Annotated in this window: 1 protein-coding gene and 1 pseudogene; both read right to left on the bottom strand. The window is 42.2% G+C overall.

Features of this window, described 5'->3' with window-relative positions; all coding sequences use genetic code 11:
* Nucleotides 1–67, bottom strand: a pseudogene (locus R7F64_RS24040) (DfrA family trimethoprim-resistant dihydrofolate reductase); the annotation flags it as partial.
* A gap of 162 nt (nt 68–229) precedes the next feature.
* A partial coding sequence (locus R7F64_RS24045; RefSeq protein ID WP_318072173.1) for a Qnr family pentapeptide repeat protein occupies nt 230–611 on the bottom strand: 382 nt, incomplete at its 5' end.

Here is a 611-nt window from a genome sequence, read left to right on the forward strand (position 1 = left end):
AAGGTATATCCAATCCAGAGCCAATTACTCCATTCTCAGAAACTGCTGCCATAATGGATATTTTCATTTTTCCTCCTGAGGGCTAACGCCCGCCTAAGGGGCTGGCAACGCATAACAACTAAACTCAAACACAACAACCGAAACCACCGCAGCTCAATGGGACTGGAAACGCCACGCGTTGACAGTCCCTCTTGAGGCGTTTGTTATGTGTGTGTTCAAACCATCAAATTTAGTCAGGAACTACTATTAAACCTAATTGCTCTAAAAGTTGTTCTTGCTGCCACGAACAGATTTTTACACCTGTAAGGTCAACTTTCCGAGGGTCTAAACCATACAACTCCGAGTGGCTCAAATCACAACCTTGCAACCTACACTGGCTCCAACACCCTTCAGAAAATACTCCCCGACTTAAATCAGACTCTTTAAATGATGCACCACTCAGATTTGCGCCAATCCATCTATTCTCAAACAAATCACACTTTTCGATACACTGCCTTTCAAAGTTGGCGTATGAAAGATTACAACCTGTTATATAAGCTGAACAAAAATACATTCTGTTCGATACCTGATTCATGAAGCTAGCTTGAGAAAAATTGGCACCCTTTAAATCG

The organism is Vibrio sp. Vb1980 (assembly GCF_033338615.1).
Taxonomy (GTDB): Bacteria; Pseudomonadota; Gammaproteobacteria; order Enterobacterales; family Vibrionaceae; genus Vibrio; species Vibrio alginolyticus.